Annotated in this window: 20 protein-coding genes; 10 read left to right on the top strand and 10 right to left on the bottom strand. The window is 61.1% G+C overall.

Annotated elements, in window-relative coordinates; all coding sequences use genetic code 11:
- Positions 1 to 15: 15 nt before the first annotated feature.
- The 3 genes from recN to OIS50_RS09990 all read left to right on the top strand — a co-directional run bounded on the left by recN (position 16) and on the right by OIS50_RS09990 (position 3090).
- The gene (gene recN, locus OIS50_RS10000) at positions 16 to 1695 is read left to right on the top strand and encodes a DNA repair protein RecN (protein ID WP_264690497.1); all 1680 of its coding nucleotides are present in this window, start codon (positions 16 to 18) and stop codon (positions 1693 to 1695) included.
- Positions 1696 to 1805: 110 nt separating this feature from the next.
- Positions 1806 to 2093, top strand: coding sequence for a GIY-YIG nuclease family protein (locus OIS50_RS09995; RefSeq protein ID WP_264690496.1), 288 nt, complete (start codon positions 1806 to 1808; stop codon positions 2091 to 2093).
- Positions 2094 to 2262: 169 nt separating this feature from the next.
- On the top strand, positions 2263 to 3090 hold the full coding sequence (locus OIS50_RS09990) for an enoyl-ACP reductase FabI (RefSeq protein ID WP_264690495.1): 828 nt from the start codon (positions 2263 to 2265) through the stop codon (positions 3088 to 3090).
- Between the two features lie 68 nt (positions 3091 to 3158).
- Here OIS50_RS09990 and OIS50_RS09985 read toward each other — a convergent pair whose 3' ends face one another.
- The 3 genes from OIS50_RS09985 to OIS50_RS09975 form a co-directional block, all read right to left on the bottom strand.
- Positions 3159 to 4034 (bottom strand): carboxypeptidase-like regulatory domain-containing protein, encoded by an 876-nt coding sequence (locus OIS50_RS09985; protein WP_264690494.1) that lies wholly within the window; start codon positions 4032 to 4034, stop codon positions 3159 to 3161.
- Between the two features lie 139 nt (positions 4035 to 4173).
- Positions 4174 to 5109, bottom strand: coding sequence for a D-2-hydroxyacid dehydrogenase (locus OIS50_RS09980; RefSeq protein WP_264690493.1), 936 nt, complete (start codon positions 5107 to 5109; stop codon positions 4174 to 4176).
- Positions 5110 to 5270: 161 nt separating this feature from the next.
- Positions 5271 to 5678: an ACT domain-containing protein gene (locus OIS50_RS09975; protein ID WP_264690492.1), complete on the bottom strand. Its 408-nt coding sequence runs from the start codon at positions 5676 to 5678 to the stop codon at positions 5271 to 5273.
- Positions 5679 to 5921: 243 nt separating this feature from the next.
- Here OIS50_RS09975 and OIS50_RS09970 point away from each other — a divergent pair, with 243 nt between their 5' ends.
- Positions 5922 to 8054, top strand: a complete 2133-nt coding sequence (locus OIS50_RS09970; protein ID WP_264690491.1) for a carboxy terminal-processing peptidase — start codon at positions 5922 to 5924, stop codon at positions 8052 to 8054.
- A gap of 80 nt (positions 8055 to 8134) precedes the next feature.
- On the opposite strand, the gene yiaA is transcribed toward OIS50_RS09970, so the two are convergent.
- On the bottom strand, positions 8135 to 8578 hold the full coding sequence (gene yiaA / locus OIS50_RS09965) for an inner membrane protein YiaA (RefSeq protein ID WP_264690490.1): 444 nt from the start codon (positions 8576 to 8578) through the stop codon (positions 8135 to 8137).
- Positions 8579 to 8926: 348 nt separating this feature from the next.
- Here yiaA and OIS50_RS09960 point away from each other — a divergent pair, with 348 nt between their 5' ends.
- A complete protein-coding gene (locus tag OIS50_RS09960; RefSeq protein ID WP_264690489.1) occupies positions 8927 to 9346 on the top strand; it encodes a TerB family tellurite resistance protein in 420 nt (139 codons plus the stop codon).
- Positions 9347 to 9424: 78 nt separating this feature from the next.
- On the opposite strand, the gene OIS50_RS09955 is transcribed toward OIS50_RS09960, so the two are convergent.
- The 3 genes from OIS50_RS09955 to OIS50_RS09945 form a co-directional block, all read right to left on the bottom strand.
- On the bottom strand, positions 9425 to 10075 hold the full coding sequence (locus OIS50_RS09955) for a class I SAM-dependent methyltransferase (RefSeq protein ID WP_264690488.1): 651 nt from the start codon (positions 10073 to 10075) through the stop codon (positions 9425 to 9427).
- 119 nt (positions 10076 to 10194) lie between these two features.
- Positions 10195 to 10488 (bottom strand): hypothetical protein, encoded by a 294-nt coding sequence (locus tag OIS50_RS09950; RefSeq protein WP_264690487.1) that lies wholly within the window; start codon positions 10486 to 10488, stop codon positions 10195 to 10197.
- Positions 10489 to 10541: 53 nt separating this feature from the next.
- Positions 10542 to 11507, bottom strand: a complete 966-nt coding sequence (locus OIS50_RS09945; protein WP_264690486.1) for a proline iminopeptidase-family hydrolase — start codon at positions 11505 to 11507, stop codon at positions 10542 to 10544.
- A 147-nt stretch (positions 11508 to 11654) separates the two neighbouring features.
- On the opposite strand from OIS50_RS09945, the gene OIS50_RS09940 reads away from it, so the two are divergent.
- Together OIS50_RS09940 and OIS50_RS09935 are read left to right on the top strand one after the other, a co-directional pair.
- On the top strand, positions 11655 to 13214 hold the full coding sequence (locus OIS50_RS09940; protein WP_264690485.1) for a M28 family metallopeptidase: 1560 nt from the start codon (positions 11655 to 11657) through the stop codon (positions 13212 to 13214).
- Positions 13215 to 13546: 332 nt separating this feature from the next.
- Complete coding sequence (locus OIS50_RS09935; RefSeq protein WP_264690484.1) at positions 13547 to 15670, top strand: T9SS type B sorting domain-containing protein; 2124 nt, start codon at positions 13547 to 13549, stop codon at positions 15668 to 15670.
- Positions 15671 to 15794: 124 nt separating this feature from the next.
- Here OIS50_RS09935 and OIS50_RS09930 read toward each other — a convergent pair whose 3' ends face one another.
- The 3 genes from OIS50_RS09930 to OIS50_RS09920 are packed head-to-tail and all read right to left on the bottom strand — an operon-like array spanning position 15795 to position 17956.
- On the bottom strand, positions 15795 to 16379 hold the full coding sequence (locus OIS50_RS09930) for a hypothetical protein (RefSeq protein WP_264690483.1): 585 nt from the start codon (positions 16377 to 16379) through the stop codon (positions 15795 to 15797).
- The gene (locus OIS50_RS09925) at positions 16376 to 17236 is read right to left on the bottom strand and encodes a dienelactone hydrolase family protein (RefSeq protein WP_264690482.1); all 861 of its coding nucleotides are present in this window, start codon (positions 17234 to 17236) and stop codon (positions 16376 to 16378) included. The genes OIS50_RS09930 and OIS50_RS09925 overlap by 4 nt, the downstream gene beginning before the upstream one ends.
- Before the next feature lie 51 nt (positions 17237 to 17287).
- A complete protein-coding gene (locus OIS50_RS09920) occupies positions 17288 to 17956 on the bottom strand; it encodes a hypothetical protein (protein WP_264690481.1) in 669 nt (222 codons plus the stop codon).
- A gap of 161 nt (positions 17957 to 18117) precedes the next feature.
- On the opposite strand from OIS50_RS09920, the gene OIS50_RS09915 reads away from it, so the two are divergent.
- Genes OIS50_RS09915 through OIS50_RS09905 form a run of 3 tightly spaced genes read left to right on the top strand, consistent with a single transcriptional unit; the run spans position 18118 to position 20722 of the window.
- Positions 18118 to 18894, top strand: a complete 777-nt coding sequence (locus tag OIS50_RS09915; RefSeq protein ID WP_264690480.1) for a hypothetical protein — start codon at positions 18118 to 18120, stop codon at positions 18892 to 18894.
- Between the two features lie 30 nt (positions 18895 to 18924).
- Positions 18925 to 19983, top strand: a complete 1059-nt coding sequence (locus tag OIS50_RS09910; protein WP_264690479.1) for a sensor histidine kinase — start codon at positions 18925 to 18927, stop codon at positions 19981 to 19983.
- A complete protein-coding gene (locus tag OIS50_RS09905; RefSeq protein ID WP_264690478.1) occupies positions 19964 to 20722 on the top strand; it encodes a LytR/AlgR family response regulator transcription factor in 759 nt (252 codons plus the stop codon). The genes OIS50_RS09910 and OIS50_RS09905 overlap by 20 nt, the downstream gene beginning before the upstream one ends.
- The last annotated feature ends 262 nt before the right edge of the window (positions 20723 to 20984 follow it).

The following is a 20984-nucleotide window of genomic DNA, read 5'->3' as shown; positions in this document are numbered from 1 at the left end:
GCAACCACCAACCTTATGCTGGTTGACCTCCGCATACAAAACTACGCCCTCATCGAGTCGCTGGAGCTGCGGCCCTCGTCGTTGCTGAACATTATCACGGGCGAAACCGGCGCCGGCAAGTCCATCATGCTCGGCGCCATTGGGCTGCTCCTCGGCAACCGGGCCGATTCGAAACTGCTTTTCAACACGGCCAAGAAGTGCGTGATCGAGGGGCATTTTGATATTTCGGGCTACCACCTGCAGGATATATTCGAGGCCGAAGACATCGACTACGACGCGCAGTGCATTCTGCGCCGCGAAATCAGCCCAAACGGCAAATCGCGCGCCTTTGTGAACGACACCCCCGTGACGGTGGAAACGCTGCGCAGAGTCGGCGCCAACCTCATGGACATCCACTCGCAGCACGATACGCTGCTGCTCGGCGACCCGGTGTTTCAGCTGAACCTGATTGACCTGTACGCCGGGCTGGTGCCCACCCGCACGCAGTACAGCAATGCCTACCGGCAGTACCGCAAGCTGGCCGCCGACCTCAAGCACCTCGAGGACCAGGTAGCCCAAGCCAACAAGGAGCTTGATTACCACAGCTTCTTGCTAAACGAGCTGGAGGAAGCCCGCCTCGATGGCGAAAACCAGGAGGCACTGGAGCAAGAGCTGAAAGAGCTGGAGCACGCCGAGGAAATCAAGCAGAAGCTGACGTACGCACTGCAAAGCCTGTCGGAAGGGGAGTACTGCGCCACCTCGTCGCTCAAGGAAGCCAGTATTATGCTGGGGCACATTGCCGGGTATTCGGAGTCGGTACGCCAGCTGAAGGAGCGGCTCGACTCGTGCCTGATTGAGCTGCGCGACATTGCCGACGAAACCGAAATGGCCGAGCAGCGCACCGAGGCCGACCCCAGGCGCCTCGATGAGCTGCAAGCCCGTCTGACGGTGCTCTACAACCTGCAGCGCAAGCACCAGGTGCGCGACCTGCCCGCCCTGCTGGCCGTGCGCGATGAGCTGCAGCAAAAGGTAGGCTCGGTGCTGAACCTCGACAAGGAAATTGCTCGCCTGCGCAAAGATGCCGAAGGCGCGTTGGCTACGGTAAACAAGCGGGCAGCGCACCTTTCGGAGCAGCGCCGCAAAGCCTTCCCGCAGTTTGAGCGCGAACTGGCCGAGTTGCTTGCCGACCTAGGGATGCCCAACGCCCGCTTGGTGGTGCAGCACAGCACCGGCCAACCCACAGCCAGCGGTACCGATGTTATCTGCCTGCTCTTTACGGCTAACAAAGGTGCCCACCCGCAAACGCTCAGTAAAGCCGCCTCGGGTGGCGAATTCTCGCGCCTGATGCTGTGCGTGAAGTACCTGCTGGCCGATAAGACTGCGCTGCCTACCATCGTGTTCGACGAAATCGACACCGGTATTTCGGGCGAAATAGCCGTGAAGGTGGGCCGCATGATGCAGCAAATGGCCAAAAAGCACCAGCTCATCACCATTTCGCACTTGCCGCAAATGGCCGCCGCCGGCGATGCGCACTTCTTCGTGTACAAGGAAGACCGCGCCGACCGCACCGTTAGCCGTATCCGCCGCCTGACGGAAGAGGAACGTATCCGCGAAATCGCCCAAATGATTTCGGGTGCCCGCGTTACGGAAAACGCCGTGCAAAGCGCCCGCGAGCTGCTCTCGATGCGCGGCGAAAGCGAGTTGGTAGCGGCGTAGGCCGGAATTGTCATGTCGAGCGGCAGCGAGACATCTGAGTTAGAATCGTAGCAGACGGTCCGTCCCCAGATGTTTCGCTGCCGCTCGACATGACAGAGGTTCTTATCTCTATGAAATATCACAACTATTACGTCTATATCGTTACCAACCCAAAGAAAACCGTGCTCTACATCGGCGTTACCAACGATATGGTGCGGCGTTTGGACGAGCACTTAGAGAATGCAGGAAAGCCACACACATTCGCTGGAAGGTACTGGTGTCATCTGCTTGTGCACTGGGAGCATTACGCCAGTGTTCAGCAGGCCATTGCGCGCGAGAAGGAGCTGAAGGGCTGGGGGCGCCCGAAGAAGGATGCACTAATCGCGGCGCACAACCCCGAGTGGAAGGCGCTGAACTAGGATGTGGGCGGGTACTAACTGTCATGTCGAACGCAGCGAGACATCTGGGTTGGAACTACCACGAACGGCCTGACTCAGATGTCTCGCCTAGCTCGACATGACAATCTAGACCGAAACCCTATTTTTGCCCATTCCATATTCCTTCCTCCGACTCGACTCAACCGTTTTTATGGCCAACAACCTACTTGCCGGCAAGCGCGGCATCATCTTCGGTGCCCTCAACGAACAATCCATTGCCTGGAAGGTAGCTCAGCGCTGCCACGAAGAAGGCGCAACGTTCGTGCTCAGCAACGCGCCGCTTGCCATGCGCATGGGCGAAATCAACAAGCTGGCCGAGCAGTGCAGCGCCCCGATCATTCCGGCCGATGCCACCGTGGTAGAAGACCTGGAAAAAGTATTCAGCGGCGCGGTGGAGCAACTGGGCGGCAAAATCGATTTCGTGCTGCACAGCATCGGCATGAGCCCGAACATCCGCAAGGGCAAGCACTACGGCGAGCTGAACTACGACTGGTTCCAGAAGACGCTCGACATTTCGGCTTTGTCGTTCCACAAGATGCTGCACGTAGCCGAGAAGCAGGACGCCCTGAATGAGTGGGGTTCGGTAGTAGCCCTGTCGTACATAGCGGCGCAACGCGCATTCCTCGACTACACCGATATGTCGCAGGCGAAGGCCGTGCTCGAAAGCATTGCCCGCAGCTACGGCCAGCGCCTAGGTACCCAGAAAAAGGTGCGCGTAAATACCATTTCGCAGTCGCCTACCAAAACCACGGCTGGTACCGGCATCAGCGGCTTCGATGCGTTCTACGAGTACGCCGACCGCCTCTCGCCGCTGGGCAACGCCCCGGCCGAAGCTTGCGCTGATTACTGCGTATCGCTGTTTTCGGACCTGACCCGCTACGTAACCATGCAGAACCTGATGCACGACGGTGGTTTCAGCACCACGGGCATTTCTGAGGCGATGGTAGAAGCTATTACCCATGCTACCAAGGAAGCTTAAGCTTCTGGAACTTTGATAAAGTAAAAGCCCGACCTCACCGGTCGGGCTTTTACTTTATCAAGCACTACTTAAAAGGAACAATACATAATCACGCTTACTTCTCTGTACTGCAATAAAGAATGTGCTGCCAAACCTACTCGAAAGCGGCGGCTTACGTCGAGCGAATGGAGCACCTGTCCTTGTAGCTGCCAGTAACCAGGCCAACGGAGAAAACGAGCTTCGGCTCCTAAGCGCAAAAAGAAAGGCCTGAACTCGTGGCTAAGCCCAGCTCCGTATCCCAAACCAGCAATTCTAAAGCCGGTAGCATCTGAAATAAAACGTTTCGCTGCGTACCCCGCTGTCAGATGTAGCCAAGGGCCAAACCATGGGCCGATGCGGTACTTTAATAGGCCAATTGTACCGGTGTAACTGATGAAATGCAAGTTTGCCGGCACAATCTGTAGCCACTGCCGCTCCAAATTGCTGCTCACAAAAAACCGTCCGTTGCGCGACCAGTTAGGGAGGGATAAAGTGCTGCGAAAAAAGTGGTTACGGTGTACATTGGACTGGTAAGTAAAGCCAATGCCGATAGGGTATTTGAAACCACGCATGCGGGTAAATAATCGTAAATCCGCGCCAAATGGGGCATAGCTCAAACCTGGCAGCAGACTGAAGCTACCCCAAAACGTGTGAGGCCGAGGGTGTGATGGTATCCGACTCGAATCAAGAGCTATTTCTGTATAGCTGTCCGGTGCTACTTGTACAAAACGCGTATCAAAACCGACGTTGGATACGGTCAGGGTCAAGCTGTCCGAAATGTTCTTTGTCGATAACTCGAAATGTCCATCAGAAGTAGACAATGTACCGTTCGTGGTACCTTTCTCGATGATAGTAGCTCTAGGTAGTGGTTGATTATCAGCTCGGCCGACAATGCGGCCGGTTATCTGCGCGATTTGAGCTTGCACAAAGCAAGGAGAAACAAGGCAAAGCAGCAGTAAGCGTAGAAGCATAAACAGGCATCCGTATCCGTCTGGTAATTAGATGCGCAGAAATGGCTAATTCCACATGGAGCGCCAAAAAGGATGCTGGACTGCTTGCTGTACCTTAATACCCCCGCGCCACATCGACCAAACTCTCCAGCGGCTCGCCATTTCGGAAGCGCCCTAGGTTCAGCAGAATCATATCCACCTTGCCACCATCTTCATCGGGCTGGCCGCCGGCGGAGTGTTGGGTAAGAATGACGTTGGGCATGCTCCAAAGCGGGTTGCTCACGGGCAGGGGCTCAACGGCGGTTACATCGAGCACGGCGCCGCCTAGGTGGCCCGACTGCAGCGCGGCAATCAGGGCGGGCTCGTCGGTGGTGTTGCCGCGGCCTACGCTGGCGTACACGCTGCCGGGCTTCATGGCTCCGATCAGCTCAGCGGAGTAAAAGCCTTCGGCGGTGCCGGGCAGGCAGTTGATAACCAAGTGAGTACCGGGCAGTACGGCTTTTAGGTCTTCGGGCGAGCGGAGCTGGGCTTCGGGGCTGGTGCGGGCCAGCAGCTGCGTGTGGCAGCCAAAGCCCGTGAGCTGCTGCCGCACCGCCAGGCCGATGTAACCGGCACCCAGGATTACCACGCGCTTGTGGCGCAGCAGCTGCATGTTGGCGCGAACGGGCGGGCCCACCCAGCGCTTTTCGGCTTGCAGCAGGGCCAGCTGCGGCAGGTTGCGGTACAGCGCCATGATACCCGCCACCATGGTTTCGGCGCAGGGCCAGGCAAAGTAGTCGCCCATGTTGGCCACGGGCACGGGTAGCTGCAGGCCGGTGTATTGCTCGAAGCCCGACGAATCGATTTGCCAGAACTGCAGGTTGGGCAGAGTGCCTGCGGCAAACCAGGCGCGCGGCGGGTTGCCCAGAATTACGTTGGCCGATTGGAAGGCGGGGCGCTGCTTGTCGTCGGCAAGCTCGTTGCGGAAGGATACCTGCACGTCGGCGGGCAAATGGGCCCGCAGGCGGGCGCGAAGCGTGTCGTCGAGCAGGGTATAAACGTACAGGTGCATGCAGAAGCGGAATAGAGGCTGCAAGTTAAGCCCATCGGTGCGGGCACCTAGGCGGCGCTTGGGCGAAGTTGGCCAAGTACCCGGCCGTAGCAGCCAATGGGGTAGCAGTCGGTACATACGCTTAGGGGCCAGGTGCCAGGCAGCTTACGGCCTTGGGCGACCTAGGCTCGCGCTGCCTCGGCCGAGAGCTGCCGCAATACACCTAGGGCGCGCTCGGCATCGGTTTGGGCCACAAAGAGGTGGTCGTGGTAGTAGGCGGCTACTACGTTGCAGCTGATGTTGGCTTGGGTAAGCGCCGTGGCAAACGCCGCCGTAAGTCCTACGGCCTCCAGGGCCGAGTGCACGGTAAGCGTAATCCAACTAGCTACGAACGAGTAGGGCAGACCCAGGGCATCGGCCGCGGCTTGCGGGAGGATTACCGTGAGGCCCTCCTGCTCCCGGAACAGGCACACGATATCGTCGGGGTTGAGGCCGCTGAGGCGGCGCACGGTGCAGAACACGTAGGCGCCGGGCTGCAACGCGGGCTGCAGGGTGCGCAGGAGTTGCCGAAGGTCGGTTTGGCCGGGCATGGCAAGAGGTTGGTTATCAGGAGCCGAAAGCAACACCCAGGCCCGGGGCCGAAAACTAACCCGGCCACCTAGGGGCGAATACCGCTGCCCGTTGCATATTGTGCGGCTTGCGCGTGCAACTGAGGTTGGCAACACGTGTTCTTCAATGGCAAAGCCCAAAGGTACAGCTTGCTCGGTGGCCCCACGCCCGGGGCCGCCGCAACGCCGGGGCTGCTTTCTCACGCTTTAGCTACGCTCCTAATTATGGCGTTTCGTTCTTCTTTAGGTTTGTACTCGGCGCTGCTGCCGGGCTTCTTGTTTTTTCTGCCGCCGGGCTCGGAGCGCCTCGCCGGCGATGTGCCGCCCCAGAAAAAGGGAATCTTGCTGAGCACGGTGGTGCAGGGCCTGGGCCTGGCCCACGTGCAGCCCACGCAGCTCGACGACGAACTTTCGCGCCGGGTGTATGCGCTGTACCTCAAGCGCCTCGACGGCAGCAAGAAGTTTTTGCTGCAGCCCGACGTGAAGCAGCTGCAGGTTTACGAAAAGCTCATCGATAACGAGATTAAGCAGGGCAAGCACGAGTTTCTCGACCTCAGCACCAAGCTCATCGATCAGCGCACCCGCGAGGCGCAGGTGCTCTACCGCGAGCTGCTGAGCCAGCCCTTCGAGTTTACGGCCAACGAAACCTTCGAAACCGATTCGGATAAGCTCGGCTACCCTGCCGACGAAGCCGCCCGCCGCGACATGTGGCGCCGCCTGCTGAAGTACCAAACCATGGTGCGCGTGGCCGAGATGATGGACGAGCAGGACCGGCAGCAAATCAAGTCGCTGGCCTCAACCAAAGCAGCCCCCTCGGGCGCGGTTATCTCGAAGCCCGTGCGTACCCCCGCCCAAATGGAAGCCGAGGCCCGCAAGCAGGTGCTGAAATACTACGACGAGCGGTTCCAGGACCTGCTGCAAACCGACGAGGCCGACCGCCTGGCCGAGTTTGCCAACACGGTAGCAAACACCTTCGACCCACACTCCGAGTACTTCGCGCCGCAGGATAAGACGAACTTCGACCTGGCCGTAACGGGCCGCCTCGAGGGCACCGGCGCCCAGCTCAGCGAGCGTGATGGCCAGATTGTGGTGGCCTACATCGTGCCCGGCTCGGCGGCGTACCGGCAAGGCGAGCTAAAGGCCGGCGACGTGATTCAGCGCGTGGCGCAAGGCGCGGCTGAGCCCGTAGCCGTGGATGGCATGCGCTTCGACAAAGTGGTGGGCCTGATTCGGGGCAAAAAAGGCACCGAGGTGCGCCTGACGGTGAAAAAGCCCGACGCCACCGTCAAGGTCATCCCGATTATCCGCGACGTGGTGGTGATTGAGGAAACCTACGCCCAATCGGCCGTCATCAACGAGGGCGGTAAGAAATTCGGCTACATCCTGCTGCCCAGCTTCTACGCCGACTTCAACCAGAACGGCGGCCGCAACTCGGCTGAGGATGTCAAGAAGGAACTGCTGAAGCTGAAGGCCGAAAACGTGCAGGGCGTGGTGCTCGATCTGCGCTTTAACGGCGGCGGCTCGCTCTACGATGCCGCCGAAATGGCCGGCTTGTTTATGGAAAGCGGCCCCATGGTGCAGGTGAAAGGCCGGCAGCGCACGCCCGAAGTCGTAACCGACCCCGACCCCAAAGTGCAGTACGGCGGCCCGCTGGTGGTGCTGGTAAACCGTTACAGCGCCTCGGCTTCGGAAATCCTGGCCGGTGCCATTCAGGATTACAAGCGCGGCATTGTGCTCGGCAATACCACCTACGGCAAAGGCACGGTGCAGCGTGTGTTCGAGCTGGATAACATCATGAACCCCGAGCTGGCGGCGCTCAAGCCCTTCGGCTCGCTCAAAATGACCATCCAGAAGTACTACCGCGTAAACGGTGCCTCCACGCAGTTTAAAGGCGTAACGCCCGACATCGTGGTGCCCGATGCTTACAGCACTTTGGCCGAGGGCGAGCAGGACACCGACTACCCGCTGCCCTGGGATGAAATTGCGCCGGCCAGCTACCGGCCGTGGGCCACGGCGCCGCCCGTGGCCAAGCTGGCCGCGGCCAGCAAGCAACGCGTAGCCTCGAACCAGGCTTTTGGTTTGCTCACCGACGCCGTGCAGAACATGGCCAAGCGCGAGAAAGTAACGCTGGCTTCGCTGAACCTGGCCACCTACCGCGCCGAGCAGAAAGCCCTGCAAGAAGCCACCGAGCGCTACAAGCAGGTGCAGCAGCAAGCCCCCGTGCTGGCCGTGGCGCCCCTAGGTGCCGCCCCCTCCACCGACAGCGTACAAACCAACCGCACCAACCGCTTTGTGCAGCCTCTGCGCAAAGACCTGACCCTGCGCGAGGCCGTGGCCGTGCTCAGCGACGAGGTGTAAATCCCTAGGTGCTTTTATCAGCAATCAGGCCCGCTGCACACTGTGCAGCGGGCCTGGTTGCTTCTTGTTCGGCAGTACACCTAGGCTTCCTGCTCGATGCGGGGGCGCTCTTCTGCGCGCGGCTTGGGCTGCTGCGCGGGTGCATCCTGGTTGTCGCGGGTGTTTTTTTGCACGGCAATAGCGGCAAACAGGCTCAGCGTGAACGACATGGCGTAGAAGCCTTTTTCGCTGAGGGTAAGCGTGGCGTTCCAGAGGCCCACCACCAGCAGCAGCACGGCCATAAGGGTGCACAGCCAGCTGATGCCGAAGTACAGGTTGGTTACCGGAATGCCCTCCATTCGGTCGCGCACGCTTTTCTGCACCGAAATAGCCGCAAACAGCCCGAACATGAGGATGGTGAAGTAATAACCCTTCTCGTTCAGGGCCATTTGCGCGTTCCAGAGGCCTACGTTGTAGGCCATGATGCCAATGAGCAGCGCAGCCCAGGAGGCACCTATAAAAGCGGTTGAAGGTTGTCGGTTCATGGCGGCGGTGTTGGGGTTGATGTTGGTTGGTGTGGAGGTGCTGAAGCAGTAGCCAATATTACTACTGTTGGGGGTGCGGCCGGCTCACATAATCGGGTGATTTCAGACTTTACAAAGCCCGAAAAGCGGTTCTGCTGATGCGATGATTTCCTGTTTACTGCAGGAAAATCAGCGTGATAAACGGGTGGCGGCCGGTGCTCGTCAGACTTTTGAAAACCCACCCAGGCAAGTGTCGAGCTTCGGGTGCGTGGGCCAACCTTCCCGGTAGCGGCGCGTTGAATGAGAAGCCGCCTGGCCGCAGGTGGGCTTCAAAATTCAGTTCCCCAACACTCCTGACTACGCACAGCCATGCAGCATCCGAAAGAGCTTGAACAGCTGCTCGATACCCAACAGAAAAAACTGGCCTTCTTTCAGAACCTGGTGCTGGTAGCCGCCGCCGACGGCCGCCTCGACAAACAAGAAGGCGACTTTTTGGTGCAGATTGGCCAACGCCTGGGCCTGACGCCCGACGACGTGAACCCCATTGCCGACAACCTCAACGTGCTCAGCTTCATTGTGGCTTCGGAAGGGCTGCAGCGCACCCTGGAACTGCAAACCCTGGTGCAGATGATGCTGCAGGACGGCCAGATTGACCCGCGCGAATACGGCCTGTGCCTGGAATACGCCAACCGCATCGGCTACGGCAAGGACATTCTCGACGATATGGTAACGCAGCTGGCCGGGGGCGCACCGGCCGGCACGCCCCGCAACCCGCCTACGGTTAGCTAACCCAGGGCCTGCCGCACCCGGTAGCCGAGCCGCCGGGCTGCCAACAAAAGAGCGTTGTGCCCGGCACAACGCTCTTTCTTATTTGCTGCTCGCGCCTGCGAGCTGGGCGATGATGATAAGATGCACCGAGGGCGTGCCATCGGGCCGGCCGAAGTGCTTGCGCACGAGCCCGGCCACGGCAAAGCCGTTGCGGGCTAGCTGCTCGCGCAGGTAGGCCTCCTGGTGGTAGTACACGTAGGCTTTGTGCTGCCCGTTGCTCGAGCTTTCGAAGCCGGATTGCTGGTAGTCGCCCTCGATGGCGCTGAGGTACAGCACGCCCGCATCGGTAAGCCGGGCAGCGCAGTCGTGTATCAGCCTGGCGCAATCGGCCCGCGAGAGGTAGGGCAGGCAAAAGCCGCACACAATGCCTTCGTACTGCTCGGATAGCTGGCCGAGGGCGCGGCAATCGAGCAGCTGGCACGTGGCCGTGGGGTTGTTTTGCCGGGCCAGCTGCACCATAGCCGGGGCTACGTCGGTAGCGGTAATGCGATAATCGGGGCGGCGGGCCAGCAGGTAGCGCGTAATGTTGCCGGGGCCGCAGCCAAGCTCCAGAATGCGCGCGTGGGGCTGGGGCAGCAAGGCGCAAAACGCAGCGTAGGTATCGTTGTACAAATCAAGCTCCATGTACCGATCCTGATAGGCCTGCGCCATCTTATCGAAGGCATCGAAGGTTAAGGCATAAGCGTCCATGCGGTGGGGGGGAGGTGTTGGGTGCTGCCTGGGGCCGGGCCACCTAGGGCCGGCGTGGCCGCCGGCAACTGCCGGAACGTTGGGCCAATGCGGGTTTGGCCTTTGCCGACGGCCGGCGGCTAGCGGATAAAGTTCAGGCTGATGAGCGCAATGGTAACGAACACGAGCACCAGGCCGCCCAGGAAAATTACCTCGGCCACGCGCTCGTACACCCCGCTACGATGCCCCGAGCTGCGCATCGACAGAAACGACAGGATGCTGCTGGTGATGAACAGCAACGTGGCCAGGGCCGTGAAATCGTCGATAACCGAGCCCACGGCCAATGCATTTACCTTGAGCGAGGTAAGCACGATAAAGCACAGCCCCATCAGGTTGGCAGAGGTGTTGAGAATGTGGGGCGACTTGTTCTCCATGATGCTGCTTGGATGGCGCAGACCGGCGCGCACCTAGGGCTGTGCCGCGCGGGCTAGCCTTTGCGCTCCGTTTTCCGCAGAAACTTAATCAGGGCCGGGAAGTAGTGCTTGGGGTCGTCCCACATGGCGTAGTGCGAGCCTTCGGGGCAGATGTAACGCTGGCTGTCGGGGATGCGCCGCTGCATATACTCGATGTCGGCCACCGGAACGAAGTCGTGCTTGGAGCCAATGATGAGCGTAGGCAGTTTGATGCTGGTCAGCCGCTCGCTGAAATCCCAGGCCAGCATGTAGGGCATAAAGTGGCCGGCGTAGGTGCGGGTAATATGCGCCTGGCTGCGCGTAAACGTGGGCGGCTCTTGCGGCAGGCGCATCATATGCAGGCTCCGGAACTCCTTGGTTACGGCCGGCGTGATGTACGGCGAAAGCGCCACCAACCCCATGGTATCGAGGCCGGCTATTGTTTTGCCTTCCTTGGCCGAGTGGCGCCGGATAATGTCGGCGTACTGGGAGTAGCGGTGCTTGTTGAACACCGTGGCTTTGTAGCCGATGTTGGAGGTAATCAGGCCTTTGATGTGCTGCGGGTACTTGCTGGCGTACTCCAGCGCCAGCATGCCGCCCCACGAGTGCCCGAGCAGGTAAAAGCTGTCCAGACCTAGGGCCTGGCGCACCTGCTCCACCTCCTCCACAAAGCGGGCAATGCGCCACACGTCTTTGTCGGGCGTTTTGTCGGAGTGGTACGAGTTGAGCTGGTCGTAGTAGTACAGCTCCACGCCCTCCTGGGCCAGGTGCTCCGGAAAGTTCTCGAAGTACTCGTGGGTATTGCCGGGGCCGCCGTGCAGCACCAGCAGCTTTATCTTGCCCTGGCCCACGCGCTGCGTCCAGACCTTGTACTTGCCATCGATGGAGACCATTTGCACGCCCGGGGCGCGCATTTTGGCGGCGTAGCTGCTATCGGGGGCTTGAGCGCGGGCGGGCACAAAAGCCAGCACGAGCAGCAGTAGGGTAAGGAGCGTTTTCACGGATACGAGGCAGGCATGACAGCAGGGAAAGATAAAATCGAGGGGAAAGATAGGCAGGCAGTTGCGCCACGCAACGTACCGGCCCAAACCTCGTCCATATCGTGTTTCTTTAGCCCGTCACCCCCCAACCCTTCACGCACCCTTCCGATGCAGAAACTCGTGTACCTGGCCGTGGCTTACGGCCTGAGCGCGGCCGCCCCCGCGCTGGCGCAGCAAGCCGAAAAGGTCGATCAGGCCATGATTGCCAAAATCAAGGACGAAGGCCTGAACCGCTCGCAGGTGATGAAAACCGCCTTTTACCTCACCGATGTAAGCGGCCCGCGCCTGGCCGGCTCCGAGGGCCTGAAGCGCGCCCACGACTGGACGCAAAAGCAAATGGCCCAATGGGGCCTCGCGAATGCGAAGGTGGAGCCCTGGGGCGAGTTCGGCCGCGGCTGGGACATCGAGAAGTCGTACGTGGCCATGACGGCGCCCTACTACCACGCCATGATTGGCGCGCCCAAAGCCTGGACGCCCGGCACCAACGGCGCCATCAAAAAGCAGATTGTGCTGGTGAAAGCCGCTACCGAAGCCGACCTCGACAAGTACAAAGGCCAGCTGCGCGACAAAATCGTGCTGACGGAAGTAGCCTCGGAGCCGAAAACCACCTTCACGGCCGATGCCAAGCGCCACACCGACGAGGAGCTGCAGAAGATGGCCGCCCCGGCCGAAGCCCGCCCCGCGCGCCAAGGCAACGACGATGCCATGGCCGCTTACCGCGCCCGCCTGGCTTTGCGCACCAAAATGGCCGAGCTGTTTATGCAGGAGGGCGCCGCGGCCGTGCTCAGCACCCGCGGCGGTTCGCACGGCACGTTCTTCACCTCCAACGGCGCGCCCTATGCCGCCGATGCCAAGCCCGTGCTGCCCGAAATCGAGATGTCGCCCGAAGACCAGCTGCGCCTGATTCGCCTGGTAGAGGCCGGCATCCCGGTGGAGGTAGAAATGGACACCAAAACCAAGTTCCAGACCCAGGACCTGCGCGGCTACAACGTGGTGGCCGAAATCCCGGGCACCGATAAAAAGCTGAAAAGCGAGGTGGTGATGCTCGGTGCCCACATCGACTCGTGGCACGCCGCCACCGGCGCCACCGACAACGCTGCCGGCTGCGCCGTGATGATGGAGGCCGTGCGCATCCTGAAAGCCGTGGGCGCCAAGCCGCGCCGCACCATTCGCATTGCCTTGTGGGGCGAAGAGGAGCAGGGCCTGCACGGCTCGCGCAACTATGTGAAAAACAACTTTGCCGACCCCGCCACCATGAAGCTGCTGCCCGCCCACGAGAAGCTGGCCGGCTACTTCAATCTCGATAACGGCTCGGGCAAAATCCGCGGCATCTACGCGCAAGGCAACGAGGGCGTGCAGCCCATCTTTGCCGAGTGGCTGAAGCCCTTCGCCGATATGGGCGCTACCACCGTTACGCCGCGCAACACCGGCGGCACCGACCACCTCGCCTTCGACGCCGTAGGCCTGCCCGGCTTCCAGTTTATCCAGGACGGCCTCGACTACAACACCCGCACCCACCACACCAACCAGGATACCTACGAGCGCCTGCAACCCGACGACCTCAAGCAGGCCTCGGTAATCGTGGCCACGTTTGTGTACAACACCGCCATGCGCGACCAAAAGCTGCCGCGCAAAGCCCTGCCGCAAGCTCCCCAGCCGAAATCGTAAGGCAAGCACCTAGGGAATCAAAGCAACGCCCCGCTCCGCACCGCGAGCGGGGCGTTGTACTACCCAGGGCCCGCCCGGGCGCAGCCTCACATATTGATGTGGTGCCTTCGGCGGCTTGGCCGGCACCGCGTACTTTGGCCCGAGGCAGCACTATCCAAGCCTTTATGTGGCTGAAGGCCGCTTTGCCCGCGGGCCTTTTGGGCGCTTAACTACCACGGAGGCCCTAGGTCAGAACCGGCTTTTGCCGACGAGGGGGCCCGTGGGCGGCAGCAGCTCAGCAAAGCCGGCGTCGCGCCAGGGCATTACTGTTTATGAGTTTACCCGAGCAATACATGCCAGCAGCACTACCCCGCCTATTTACGCAACCCCAGCAATTACCCGGCGCCAGCAGGCTGCTGATGTGGCTGATGCTCTGCTGGCCCGCGCTGGCCGGCGCCCAACGCGGCCCCGATAACTACTGGTTTTTCGGGCGCCAGGCCGGCATTGGCTTTACGGGCGGAGGCCCCAGCTCGGTGCGCTCCAACGCCATGGCCGCTTTCGAAAACTGCGCCATTGTATCCGACTCAACGGGGGCCTTGCAGTTCTACACCGACGGGCGCAGCGTCTGGAACGCGCGCCACCAACCCATGCTCAACGGCCAGCAGCTGTTGGGCAACCCCTCGGCCACGCAAGGCGCCCTCATCGTGCAGCATCCGGGGCGCGCCAGGCAGTATTTCCTGTTCACCATGGGCGAGGAGCTGGGGGCTGCCGGGCCCTACTACTACCTCGTGGATATGGCCCAGCAAAGCGGCCTGGGGGCCGTGAGCCGCAACGTGATGGCCCAGTTGCCAACCGCCCGCATGACGGAGCGCCTCACCGGCATTTTGCACGCCAACGGCCGCGATACGTGGGTTGTAACGCACGGGCTATTGAACTCCCGCTTTTACGCGTCGCTGGTGTCGCCGGCGGGCGTTGGTGCGCCCATCATCAGCAGCATTGGCCCCGTCGACAGCAGCCGCTATGGGCACCTGCAGGAATCGAGTTACATGGTGGCCAACAAGCAGGGCACCAAAATCGCCACCACCATCAACGGGCACATCTGCCTGTTCGATTTCGACAAAGCCACCGGGCAGGTAACCGGCGTAACGCGGCTGCCCATGCTGGTCCCGAAAAAGCCCACGTACGGCCTGGCGTTTTCGCCCGACGGCTCGCGGCTCTACGTGTCGATGTTCTCGAACATGCCGCGCACGCCGCTGCAGGTGGTAGCGCTGTTTCAGCTGGATGTAGCGCTGCCCACGGCTATGGAAATCTATGCCTCGGCCCAACGCATACCCATGGCCACGCGCCGGCCCGGGGCCCTGCTGCCCGGCCCCGACGGCCGCGTTTACGTGGCCTTTTTCGACAGCCCCTGGCTGGGTGTCATTCAGAACCCAAATGCCCGAGGCGCATTGGCCTGCAACCTGGAAATCAACGGGGTATCGTTGGCTTCGCGCACCGGCACGCGGAGCCTGCCCAACTTCCCCAACGCCTTCCCCCGTTCGCCCTACCTCACCTTCAACAACGGCCCGTTTTGCGTCAGCACTACAGCAAACTTCGCGGCCAGCCTTACGCCGGCCCTAAGCATTGCATCGGCCACCTGGGACTTTGGCGAGCCAGCCTCGGGGGGCAGCAACACGGCTACGGGTACCTCGGTTAGCCACACGTACCGGGCCTTAGGCACGTACAAAGTAACCCTGGAGGTGGTGCTGACAACCGGCGTGCAGTACACCAGCACGCAGCTCGTAACCATATCGCCGCCACCCAACGCGCAACTCGGGCCCGAACAGCTGGTGTGCCCCGGGCAACCGGTTACGCTAAGCCCCGGCACCCAACCCGACCGTACCAGTTATTTGTGGCAAGATGGCTCGACGCAGCCAACCTTTACCGCCACCCAAGCAGGCAAGTATTGGGTGCAGGTTACTTCGCCGCAGGGCTGCGTCAGTTCCGATACGATCCGCGTCGGTTACCAAGCTTCGCCCATCATTTCCCTAGGTCGCGATACCACAATTTGCATGGACCGGGGCTTGGTGTTGCGCCCCGAACCGCAGCGCGCAGGTGCCACCTACCGCTGGCAGGATGGCTCCACCAACCCCACGTACGAAGTGCTGAACCCCGGCAAGTACACCGTGGAGGTAACCGCCAATGGCTGCGTAAGCACCGCTGAAATAGAAATAACCGACGCGCGGTGCCCCGTTGAATTGCCCAACGCCATTACCCCCAACAACGACAACAAGAACGAGACTTTCGTGGTTAAGGGCTTGAACGCAAAGGCATTCAGCATCCGCATTTTTAACCGCTGGGGGCGCGAGGTTTTCCGTCAAGACAGCTACGACAACGGCTGGCGTGCCGAAGGGCAACCCGATGGGGTGTATTACTACATACTCGATAACCCTATAACCAAGCGGCAATACAAAGGGCGCATCGAGGTGATGCGCTGATAGGGCGTTGCCCTAAGTTGCCGCGCAAAGCCCAGCCCCAAGCTGCCCAGCCGAAGTCGTAAACGAAGTCTTAGTAGCAGGATGTTAAAACACCCGACCAGCTTAATAGAGCTGGCCGGGTGTTTTATTGTAGCTCTTGCCGCAGTGCTTGGAGAAGTTTCGCACGCGCTACTTCAGTCTCATCCGTTTGTGGGCCAAAATCGAGAGCATTGCGGTCCAAGCGACGCATAAAATCTTGTGTTTCCTTTCGCGATTTAAACCAAAAAGGTGAGCAACCATTGGCAGGCTGCCAACCACGTTGTGTCTTCCACCAAGAGATATCAACAGGAATAGATTCCGGAACTAAGGCAGCAGCTAAATCAGGAAAGCTGGGTTGACTCAAAATGTGTGCAACGATATGCTCTGGAAGCTTTACATGATGGCGTTCTATGTAGTGGGCCAATCCTTCGGGCCAGCAATAGGTGCCGTCGGTAAGGTCGGCAGCGCCCATATTGCCATCTGGTTCGCCACATTGAAAGCGGCACCAGCTATAGCCTGCCCAATAGATTAATTTATGTCCTTGTTGCAGGTAGCTTAATACCTTTCTCCTTTCCTCAGTTGACCAGTGCTCATCCACGAATTGAGAAGGTGCGGGCAAGTCTGGTTCGTAAAAGCTATACCAAAAACCAACACCAATGAGATGCTCCGGTGCTTCAGAAGGTTGGCTCATACCAACTGCTCCTTAAACAGCAGCAACGTTCGTTCCCAGGCCAGCTTAGCGGCAGCCTCGTTGTAGCGGGCCGGCGAAGAGTCGTTGTTGAAAGCATGCTGGGCGCCCTCGTACACAAACTGCTCGTACTGCACGCCGGCGGCTTTCAGGGCTTGCTCCCAGGTAGCCATGCCAGCATTTACGCGCTCATCCTGGCCGGCGTAGTGCATCATCAGGTGGGCTTTGATGTTGGCCGCAGCAGCAGTATCGGGTTGGCGGCCGTAGTAAGCCACGGCGGCGTTCAGCTTGGAGTCGTTGGCGGCGAGTTGGTTGGCCATGGCGCCGCCCCAGCAGAAGCCCACGCAGCCGGTGCGGCCGTTGCTATCGGGGCGGGAGCGGAGGTACTCCAGGCCGCGCAGGTAGTTGCTTAGGTTCTGCTGCGCATCGAGCTTACCGATCAGCTCGCGGCCTTTGTCTTCGTCGGTGGGCGTGCCCCCAAACGCCGACAGCGCATCGACACCTAGGGCCAGGTAGCCGGCTTTGGCCACGCGGCGCGTTACGTCTTTGATGTGCGGCGTGAGCCCGCGGTTTTCGTGGATAACCACCACGGCGCCGCGCTTCTTCTTGCCTTTGGGGCGCACCAGATAGCCCTTCATCGTGGTGCCGCCTTCGCCGGGCCAGCTTACTTCTTCGCTCAACAGGTCTTTGTCATCTTCGGGCACGGTGGCCGCTGCGGCGTAGCCGGGGTCGAGCACCGACAGCGCCGACATGGCAATGGCCATGCTGCCCGTGAGCTTCAGCAGCCGCTCCATAAACTCCTTGCGGGTAAGAGGCCGGTGGGTGTATTCGTCGAAGAGGTTGATGATGCGCTGATCCATGAGGCAAGAGTAGCAGTTGGGGCGGGGAAGGTAGCAGGCGGTGGGGCTTACTCAATAATCACGGGTATAGCGCGGGGCCATAAACGAATCGGGGTGGTTGTGGCGGTATAGCGCCAGGGTTTGCGTCAGCAGCCGCACGAAAAGCGGATTCGTGTGCGAATCGGGCGCCGTCATATACGCTTTGCGCTCGGGTAGGCCAGTTGCCTGCCGGTACAGCCGGTAAGCGGTGGCATGAAGCACCACGGAGTGCCGGCCATTCACCGTTCGCGCCGAGCCGTAATCCCGAAAAGCCGCGTCGTCGGCCCGAAAAACCGAATCGAGCAGGGCTATATAGGCTCGGTTGGAGGCCCAAGCGTTCTTTAGCGTAATGCTGTCTTGGGTATATGCCCCGTAGCGCCGTTGGTTTTCAATCAGGCGGCTGCCGGCGGCGTGTATTAAGCCAGGGAGCTGCGGGTTAGCAGCTGACATGGCCTTTAGTTCACGAATCAGGCTGTCTTGCACCGGGTCGGAATAACGCTTGATGCTGTCGCGACGCGCGTATACCAGCTTAGTGACGCGCGGGCCGCGCTGCACCCGGATAAGAAACGCCGTGCGCCCCATGTCGGGTTTGGATTCGATCAGGAGCGAATAAGCCAGCGGCCGTCGGGCGGCAATTGACGGGGCCGGAGAGGGCGGGATAAACGCCGTCAGCAGTTGGGCAACGAGCACAAGCAAAAGCATAAGCCAAGATACGAGTCGCCGTTGCCAACCCCGGCAGGTAGTTCGGCCCTTATTTTCCCCACACTCCCACGCTTTTTCCGGCACTCACCCGATTTCGCCTGCATCCGGCGGTGCCAGGGGCCAGTTTTGGGCATCCAATCACCCAAAAACAACCCCACGCCATGAACCCCACTGCCAAACTCCAGCGCGACGTGAAACTGCTGAAAACCTACGCCGCCGCTACCACGCTGCTACCCGCCCTCGGTTTGTTGTTCGCCTTCGGCAAGCCCGATAAGCCGCAGCGCTTTGCCGAAATATCGGTGGAGCGCATCAACGTGGTGGAGCGCGACGGCACCGTGAAAATGGTGATGTCGAACAAAGAGCGTTTCCCGAAGGGCATGACCATCGACGGCAAGTACCTGGAAAACAAGCGCGACGTGCCCGGCCTGCTGTTCTACAACGACAAAGGCGAGGAGTGCGGCGGGCTGATCTTCGCCGGCAACAAAGACGAAAAGGGCAACGTGAAAGCCGGCGGCCACCTCTCGTTCGACCGGTTCGGGCAGGATCAGGTAATTGCCCTTACGTACCAGCAAAACCAGCAGCACTACACCGCCGGCCTCACCTTCAACGACGCCCCTGCCGAGAGCATGCCCGTGCTGGAGGAGCGCTACAAAAACGCCACGCCCGAAGAAAAAAAGCAAGCCGTGCGCGAGGGCAAGCTGGGCCTGATGCCGCGCGTGTACATGGGCACCACGCTCAGCAAGTCGTCGGCGTTGGTGATGAACGACCAGCAGGGCCAGAACCGCCTGATGCTGGTGGTAAACAAAGATCAGTCGAAGCTCGATTTCAAAGACGCCCAGGGCGTTACGCGCCTCTCCATCGGCGTCGATCAGCAGGGCCAGCCGCTGCTGCGCTTCTTCGACGCGGCCGGCAAGGAGAGCAAGGCCATTACGCAGTAACTTGCCCGCTCACCTAGGAGGGGCTTAGCCATGCGCCGTTCGCCGCTGTTTTACTTGCTGGTTTTGGGGCTGGCCCTGCTCATGGCCGTGTACACGCGCCTGATCATGGCCAGCCGGCCCGAAGAGTTTTACCTGTTCCCCGACGCGCCCTTCTGGCTGTTTTTGCAGGCGCTGCTAGCCGTTACGCTGCTCGATGCCCTCAACCGCCGCTGGCTGGCCCGCGGGCAGGTGCCGCAGGGCGCGGGCTACTACTTCCGGCTGCTGGGCTGGGGCGCCCTGGCGTTCGTGGCCCTGCTGCTGGGTGCCGAGGCCCTGCTGAAGCTGCTGCACCTAGGGCAGCCCTACGGCCCGGATTGGTACCCGCACGTGCGCAGCTTTTTCTCGAACCTGTTTTTGTACCTGCTCGTGAGCGGCCTGTACCTGCCGTTTTTGTACCAGCAGCACGCCGCGGCCGCCCAAACCGAGCTGGAGCGGCTGGGCAAAGAGGCGGCCCGCGCCCAGCTGCACGCCCTGCAGCAGCACGTCGATCCGCATTTCCTGTTCAACAACCTCAACATCCTGGCCGCGCTCATCGAGCCCGGCAACGCCCCGGCCCGCGACTACGTGGTGCGCCTGGCCGAGGTGTACCGCTACCTGGTGCGCACCCGCGCCCAGGAGGTGGTGCCGCTCGCCGAGGAGCTGGCCTTTGCCCGCGACTACTGCCACCTGCTGCGCTGCCGCTTCGGGGCCGCGTATCAGTTCGCGGAAGACGTGCAGCTGCCCGCCGCCGAGCTGGCGCAGTTGCTGGTGCCGCCCGGCGCAGTGCAGGAGCTGCTTACCAACGCCGTGAAGCACAACGTGGGCAGCCGCAGCCGCCCCCTGGCCATTCGGCTGCTGATTACACCTAGGACCTTGGTGGTGCAAAACGAGCTGCGGCCCCGGCCCACCCCCGCCGACGGTACCGGCAGCGGCCTTGCGGGGCTGCGCGCCCGCGTGGCCCTGGTGGCCGCCGAGCCCTTGCGCGTAGAGGCCACCGCCGAAACCTATACCGTTACGCTGCCGCTTACGGCCGCGCTACCCTTACCCGCCCATGCGCATCCTGTTGCTTGAAGACGAAGAACCCGCCGCGGCGCAGGTGCGGCGCCTGCTGCTGCAATACAACCCCGCCGCCACCGTGGTGGCCGAGTTTCAGCAGGTAAGCGAGGCCGCCGACTACCTGCGCACGCACCCCGCGCCCGACCTGATCCTGTCCGACATCGAGCTGCTCGATGGCAACGTGTTCGGGCTGTTCCGGCAGGTGCAGGTTGGCAGCCCCGTGGTGTTCATTACCGCCTACGACTCGTTTTTGGTGCAGGCTTTCGAGCAAAACGGCATTGCCTACGTGCTCAAGCCGGTGCAGTACGCTCACTTTGCCGCCGCCCTCCAGAAGTACGAGCGGCTGCGGCAGGCTTTTCAGGGCGATGTGCTGCAGCAGCTGGCCGCCAGCCTGCGCCCGCCGGCCGCGCCGCAGTACAAGCAGCGCCTGGTAAGCAAATCGCGCACCGGGCTGTACCTGCTGGAGGTAGCCGAGCTGGCCTATTTTCAGCTGCGCCACGGCGTTACGCACGCCATCGACCGGCAGGGCCGCGCCTACGTGCTCAACGAAACCCTCAGCCAGCTCGAGGCCGTGCTCGATCCGGCGCAGTTCTTCCGCCTCAACCGCAGCGAAATCGTGCAGCTCAGCGCCATCGAACGCCTCGAGCCCTACTTCAATGATACCCTGGCCGTGAAGCTCAAAGCCCTCCCCGAGGCCGAACTCGTGAGCAGCACCCACCGCACCCCCGAGCTACGCAAGTGGCTGATGGGGTGAGGAACAAGAAGCCAGGAGTTAAGAGCAAGGAGCCCGTAACCTCAGGCGACAAAGCAGCGGCGGCCTGTAACCATCTGTCATCCTGAGGCGCGAGCCGAAGGACCTTACCGTGCCCGTACCACCTAAGCACAGCATTCCCTAGGTGGTGGTCATGCCGAGCTTGCCGAGGCTGCTCATTTGCTGACTTCAGGTAGCATACACTCCCCCTCTCCCTTTGGAGAGGGGGCCGGGGGGTGAGGTCCCAGTAAGGTCCTTCCTGCCT

The sequence above is a fragment of the Hymenobacter sp. YIM 151858-1 genome (assembly GCF_025979705.1).
In the GTDB taxonomy this organism is placed as follows: Bacteria; Bacteroidota; Bacteroidia; order Cytophagales; family Hymenobacteraceae; genus Solirubrum.
The sequence above is the reverse complement of the archived record's forward strand: the minus strand, read 5'-3'. Positions and strand labels throughout refer to the sequence as shown.

Bases quoted from the DNA above. Each gene is read 5' to 3' on its own strand.
- recN (WP_264690497.1), top strand. From the start codon at position 16: ATGCTGGTTGACCTCCGCATACAAAACTACGCCCTCATCGAGTCGCTG.
- OIS50_RS09910 (WP_264690479.1), top strand. From the start codon at position 18,925: ATGCGCCGTTCGCCGCTGTTTTACTTGCTGGTTTTGGGGCTGGCCCTG.
- OIS50_RS09995 (WP_264690496.1), top strand. From the start codon at position 1,806: ATGAAATATCACAACTATTACGTCTATATCGTTACCAACCCAAAGAAA.
- OIS50_RS09930 (WP_264690483.1), bottom strand. From the start codon at position 16,379: ATGAGCCAACCTTCTGAAGCACCGGAGCATCTCATTGGTGTTGGTTTT.
- OIS50_RS09915 (WP_264690480.1), top strand. From the start codon at position 18,118: ATGAACCCCACTGCCAAACTCCAGCGCGACGTGAAACTGCTGAAAACC.
- OIS50_RS09980 (WP_264690493.1), bottom strand. From the start codon at position 5,109: ATGCACCTGTACGTTTATACCCTGCTCGACGACACGCTTCGCGCCCGC.
- OIS50_RS09920 (WP_264690481.1), bottom strand. From the start codon at position 17,956: ATGCTTTTGCTTGTGCTCGTTGCCCAACTGCTGACGGCGTTTATCCCG.
- OIS50_RS09990 (WP_264690495.1), top strand. From the start codon at position 2,263: ATGGCCAACAACCTACTTGCCGGCAAGCGCGGCATCATCTTCGGTGCC.
- OIS50_RS09905 (WP_264690478.1), top strand. From the start codon at position 19,964: ATGCGCATCCTGTTGCTTGAAGACGAAGAACCCGCCGCGGCGCAGGTG.
- yiaA (WP_264690490.1), bottom strand. From the start codon at position 8,578: ATGAACCGACAACCTTCAACCGCTTTTATAGGTGCCTCCTGGGCTGCG.
- OIS50_RS09935 (WP_264690484.1), top strand. From the start codon at position 13,547: ATGCCAGCAGCACTACCCCGCCTATTTACGCAACCCCAGCAATTACCC.
- OIS50_RS09970 (WP_264690491.1), top strand. From the start codon at position 5,922: ATGGCGTTTCGTTCTTCTTTAGGTTTGTACTCGGCGCTGCTGCCGGGC.
- OIS50_RS09950 (WP_264690487.1), bottom strand. From the start codon at position 10,488: ATGGAGAACAAGTCGCCCCACATTCTCAACACCTCTGCCAACCTGATG.
- OIS50_RS09955 (WP_264690488.1), bottom strand. From the start codon at position 10,075: ATGGACGCTTATGCCTTAACCTTCGATGCCTTCGATAAGATGGCGCAG.
- OIS50_RS09940 (WP_264690485.1), top strand. From the start codon at position 11,655: ATGCAGAAACTCGTGTACCTGGCCGTGGCTTACGGCCTGAGCGCGGCC.
- OIS50_RS09925 (WP_264690482.1), bottom strand. From the start codon at position 17,236: ATGGATCAGCGCATCATCAACCTCTTCGACGAATACACCCACCGGCCT.
- OIS50_RS09975 (WP_264690492.1), bottom strand. From the start codon at position 5,678: ATGCCCGGCCAAACCGACCTTCGGCAACTCCTGCGCACCCTGCAGCCC.
- OIS50_RS09960 (WP_264690489.1), top strand. From the start codon at position 8,927: ATGCAGCATCCGAAAGAGCTTGAACAGCTGCTCGATACCCAACAGAAA.